This window comes from Ewingella americana ATCC 33852 (genome assembly GCF_000735345.1).
Taxonomy (GTDB): domain Bacteria; phylum Pseudomonadota; class Gammaproteobacteria; order Enterobacterales; family Enterobacteriaceae; genus Ewingella; species Ewingella americana.
Genome location: NZ_JMPJ01000072.1, coordinates 1 through 1,142 on the forward strand (window position 1 = coordinate 1; position 1,142 = coordinate 1,142).

Annotated in this window: 1 protein-coding gene and 1 pseudogene; both read right to left on the reverse strand. The window is 52.3% G+C overall.

Annotated elements, in window-relative coordinates; genetic code table 11:
• Nucleotides 1-144: 144 nt before the first annotated feature.
• Complete coding sequence (locus GEAM_RS20505) at nt 145-858, reverse strand: T6SS immunity protein Tli3 family protein (protein ID WP_034795459.1); 714 nt, start codon at nt 856-858, stop codon at nt 145-147.
• Nucleotides 859-887: 29 nt separating this feature from the next.
• A pseudogene (locus GEAM_RS23375) lies at nt 888-1,142 on the reverse strand (T6SS immunity protein Tli3 family protein); the annotation flags it as partial.

The following is a 1,142-nucleotide window of genomic DNA, read 5'->3' on the forward strand; positions in this document are numbered from 1 at the left end:
AACGGTGGTCGTCAAAACGGTAGATGACCTGCGTCGGCGTCTCTTGCGGGCGGGAGCAGCCCGACAGTACGAGTAAGCTGGCCATCATGACCAGAGACAGTCCTTTGATTTTCATACAGTCTTCCTTTTCGACCACGCCAACAATTACCGCAAGCCCTTACTCGGGTCACACTGCATTCGGCTCCAGCCCTTATAGTTCTTCACCTCTGGCACGCTGGTGGGCATGTCCTGCCAATTTGTAAGAAGCTCTGCCGTCAAACCACCTATGGCTTTTGTAGCAATATACTCGAGCCCCCAACCAGGGCCAGCTGAGCCAGGAGCAATGTTCTGCTTTTCACCGTCCATATCCACATAATCAACGCCGGGGCCGCCCGGCATAACTCGCGGATCATCAAAGGGTTTTGAACTCATATACAGGTTGCCCTGACGGGTGAGTAGGAAACCCTGATCGTTGACCACGGTGAAGGAAAGCATATTCTCTCTTAACGGACTCCAAGTCCTATTTGGCTCGAAAGTATGCATATTGGTTGCAAACTGTCCGCTGCGCCAGGTTCTGCCGTAGTCTTTTGATACTGCGAAGGCGTCTGTATCCCATGAAGGGATGGCAATATATCGCTCAGAAGGGTGGACATATTTATCGGCAAAGGCGCGGTAAAACTGGCTTGCCACTTCTGAACGGATACCACGCACCGGGTCAACGTAATACAGCGCTCCCTGGCAGTACCATCCCTTTAGCTCCAAATAGCGGTGGTCGTCAAAAAGGTAGATGACCTGCGTGGGTGTCTCATGCGGGCGGCTGCAGCCCGACAGTACGAGTAAGCTGGACATCATGACCAGAGACAGTCCTTTGATTTTCATACAGTCTTCCTTTTCGACAACGCCAACAGTTACCGCAAGCCCTTACTCGGGTCACACTGCATTCGGCTCCAGCCCTTATAATTCTTCACTTCTGGGATCGTGGTCGGCAGTTCCTGCCAGTTGGAAAAGTATTCTGCGGTCAAGCCACCTATGGCCTTTATGGCGATGTACTGCAACCCCCAGCCTGGACCTGCTGAGCCATACTTTAAGTGGTGTGGATCACCGTCATCATCAACATAATCAATACCTGGCCCACCCGGCATAACTCGCGGATCATCAAAAGG